Raw genomic sequence first — 3,762 nt, forward strand, 5'->3', positions numbered from 1 at the left:
GGCACCGGGCCCGCCCGCCCCGCCCGGACGTCGGCGATCGCGGCGTCCAGTGCCGTGTACGCCCGGTTCGACTTCGGTGCGCTCGCCACGTGCACGACGGCCTCGGCGAGGATGATCCGCGCCTCGGGCATGCCGATCAGGGCGACGGCCTGCGCGGCCGCGACGGCCGTCTGCAGGGCGGACGGGTCGGCCATGCCGACCTCCTCCGAGGCGGCGATCACCACGCGGCGGGCGATGAAGCGTGGGTCCTCCCCCGCCACGATCATCCGCGCCAGGTAGTGCAGCGCCGCGTCGACGTCGGACCCCCGCATGGACTTGATGAAGGCGCTCGTCACGTCGTAGTGCTGGTCACCCGAACGGTCGTACCGGACGGCGGCCACGTCGACGGCTCGTTCGACGGCCGAGACGTCGACCGTCGGGGGCGGCTGCGTCGCCGACCCGTCCGAGGCGTCGAGCACTCCCCCGGCCGCCGCCTCCAGGATCGTCAGGGCCTTGCGCGCGTCCCCGCCGGAGAGACGCAGCACATGGTCGGCCGCCTCCTCGTCCAACCGGACCGATCCGGCCAGTCCTCGGTCGTCGTCGACCGCGCGCAGGACGAGGGCGCGCACGTCGGCATCCTCGAGCGGGCGCAAGGTCAGCAGCAGGGACCGCGAGAGCAGCGGCGAGATGACCGAGAAGCTCGGGTTCTCCGTGGTCGCGGCGACGAGGGTCACCCAGCGGTTCTCCACGCTGGGCAGCAGCGCGTCCTGCTGAGTGGCCGAGAACCGGTGCACCTCGTCGACGAAGAGCACCGTCTCCGGCCCGCCGGTGGCCAGCAGGCGCCGCGCGTCCTCGACCACGGCACGCACGTCCTTGACCCCGGAGGTCACACCCGAGAGCTCGACGAAGCGCCGGCCGGAGGTGGTCGCCACCAGGTAGGCGAGCGTCGTCTTCCCGGTCCCCGGTGGCCCCCACAGCACGATGGAGGCCGGGACCGCCCGGCCGCCGCCGTCCGGTTCGACGAGCCGACGCAGCGGGGCGCCGGCCGCGAGCAGGTGGTCCTGCCCGGCGACCTCCGCCAGGGTCTGCGGCCGCATCCGCACCGCCAGGGGTGCGCCGCGTGCGGCGGCGGGCAGACCGGACGCCGTCGTGGTGACGGCGTCGAAGAGATCCATGCCGTGAGCCTACGCAGCCCCGAGGGGTGCGGCGAAGGTGCACGGCAGCGCGCCGACCTGGGATGCTGTGCGCGTGTTCGACAGCCTCGGTGCTCGTATCGCCAGGGCACCGAAGACCACGCTCCTCATCTGGATCGTGGTCACGGTGGCCTGTTTCGCGCTGACCCTCGGCGGGGCTGGGGGGCAGACGCTCTTCGAGCGGCTGTCGAGCGGGGCACCTCAGGTGCCGGGCTCGGACAGCACGCGCGCCGACGAGATCCTCACGGAGACGTCCGAGTCGGGCCCGAGCCTGACCCTCGTCGTCGAGGACGTCGACCTGAGCGACGAGTCGCTCGCCGAACCGGTCGAGGCGGCGCGGGCCCGGCTCGCGGCGCTGCCAGGGGTCGCGACGGTGATCGACCCGTTCGTCGTCCCGGGCGGCCCGGCCTCCGCCGCCGCCGCCCCGCTCGTCGCCGCGGACGGCCGCGGGTTCCTCGTCGTGGTCGAGCTCGCGCTCGGGCTCGACGCGGATGCCGAGAAGTCCGCGCTCGCTGCCGTCGAGGAGGAGCTCAGCGCGTTGCCGGCCGACCTCGACGGCCAGCCCGACGCGACCGGTCAGGTCGGCGGGACGACGATGATCGTCGACGAGATCACCGAGCAGGTGCGCAAGGACCTGGAGACCGGTGAGGCCATCTCGATGCCCGTGGCCCTGCTGGTCATGGTGCTGGTCTTCGGCGGGCTGCTCTCGGCGGGGATGCCGCTCGCGGGTGCGATCGCCTCGATCGCCGGTGGCCTGGGCAGCGTGTTCGCGCTCTCGCACTGGCTCGACATGGACTCCTCCGTCGTCAACGTCGTGACCCTGCTCGGCCTCGGCCTGTCGATCGACTACGGGCTGCTGATCGTCTCCCGGTTCCGCGAGGAGCTGCACCGGATCGTCGACGAAGGCGGCACCCGCCGCCGCAGCCACGGTGACGGAGCGGTGCGGGTGGCCCTGCGTCGCACGATGGACACCGCCGGGCGCACGGTGACCTTCTCCGCACTGACGGTGGCCATCTCGATCAGCGGTCTCATCGTCTTCCAGCCCTCGATCCTGCGCGCCTTCGGTGCCGCCGGGGTGGCCGTCATCCTCATCGCCGTGGCGACCGCGCTGACCCTGGTGCCCTCGCTCCTCGTCCTGGCCGGCCGGAGGCTCGAGCGTCCCTCTGCCGTCGCCCGCATCCCGGGCCTTCGTGCCGTCCTGGCCCGGACCGGCGACGTCCGGTCGGAGGAAGGCGTCTTCTCGCGGCTGGCCGCGGCCGTCCAAGGGCGCCCGTGGCTCGTCCTCGGCGGCTCGCTCGTGGTGCTCGCCGTCCTGGCCAGCCCGCTGCACCGGATGGAGCTGCGCAACTCCACCGTCGAGCTGCTCCCGGTCGGCTCCGACCAGCGCTCCTACGTCGAGACGATCGCCGAGCAGTACCCGGCGTCCAGGACCCCGACCCTGACGATCGTCGCGGAGGGCTCGCTCGACGAGGTGTCGGCATGGTCCGCCGAGCTCGCCGACCTGCCGGACGTGACGTCGGTCGGAGCGCCGGTCGCCCGCGGGGCGTACGTCGTGGTGGGGGTCACAGCGGACACCGACGACCCTGGCGGCGCCGTCGCCCGCGCGGTCGTCGAGGAGGTCCGCGACACCGGAGCGCCCTTCCCCACCTGGGTCACCGGTCAGGCAGCGAACCAGATCGACTTCGTCCAGGCGCTGATCGACCGGGTCGGCTGGGCCGTGGCGATCGTGGTCCTCGCGACCTTCGTGCTGCTTTTCCTCATGACCGGCTCCGTCGTCATCCCGATCAAGGCACTGCTCACCAACGCGCTGTCCCTCGCCGCCTCGATGGGTGTCCTGGTGTGGGTGTTCCAGGACGGCCACCTGTCGGGCCTCCTGGGCTTCAGCCCCACCGGCGGGATCGAGACCTACGTCGTCGCGCTCGTCGTCGCCTTCGGGTTCGGCCTGGCGATGGACTACGAGGTCTTCCTGCTGTCCCGGATCAAGGAGCTGTGGGACGCGGGAGCGGGCAACGACGAGGCGGTCAGGCTCGGTCTGCAGCGCTCGGGCCGCATCATCACCTCGGCCGCCGTCATCATCATCGTGGTCTTCGCCGGCTTCGTCTTCGGCAAGCTGCTGGTGATCAAGGAGGTCGGGTTCTCGCTCGCCTTCGCGGTGGCGATCGACGCGACGCTGGTCCGGATGCTCCTCGTCCCGGCGACGATGACGCTGCTCGGCAAGTACAACTGGTGGGCGCCGCGCTGGATGCAGCGGATCAGCGGTCGGTTCGCGATCGTCCACTGACGGGCGTGGCCACCCGGGCGGTGGGCACCGCGGCTCAGGCGCAGGGCGACTCGTCCGTGGGCGGGACGACCGGCTGGTACGTGGTGAACCGCCCCTCGACGACGTAGCCGAGTCGCTCGTAGAGCCGCCGCGCGACGGAGTTCGAGGCGTACATCCCGAGGGAGAGCCAGTCGCACCCGGCGTCCAGCCCCGCGGCGGTCGCCGCGGCGGTCAGCGCCTCGCCGAGGCCACGGCCGCGTGCCGACGGCAGCACGCCGAGTCCGTGCAGGTGCCACGACAGGTCCCCGGCGCCCGGCTCACCGGCCCGGA

Annotated in this window: 3 protein-coding genes; 1 reads left to right on the plus strand and 2 read right to left on the minus strand. The window is 72.8% G+C overall.

What is annotated here, in order from left to right:
* The coding region (locus ABWK99_RS14540; protein ID WP_372595417.1) for a replication-associated recombination protein A at positions 1–1,154 on the minus strand (1,154 nt) is incomplete at its 3' end.
* A gap of 73 nt (positions 1,155–1,227) precedes the next feature.
* On the opposite strand from ABWK99_RS14540, the gene ABWK99_RS14545 reads away from it, so the two are divergent.
* The gene (locus tag ABWK99_RS14545) at positions 1,228–3,453 is read left to right on the plus strand and encodes an MMPL family transporter (RefSeq protein ID WP_372595418.1); all 2,226 of its coding nucleotides are present in this window, start codon (positions 1,228–1,230) and stop codon (positions 3,451–3,453) included.
* Positions 3,454–3,487: 34 nt separating this feature from the next.
* Here the strand turns inward: ABWK99_RS14545 and ABWK99_RS14550 are convergent.
* A partial coding sequence (locus tag ABWK99_RS14550; RefSeq protein ID WP_372595419.1) for a GNAT family N-acetyltransferase occupies positions 3,488–3,762 on the minus strand: 275 nt, incomplete at its 5' end.

The organism is Actinotalea sp., from assembly GCF_041597215.1.
Taxonomy (GTDB): Bacteria; Actinomycetota; Actinomycetes; order Actinomycetales; family Cellulomonadaceae; genus Actinotalea.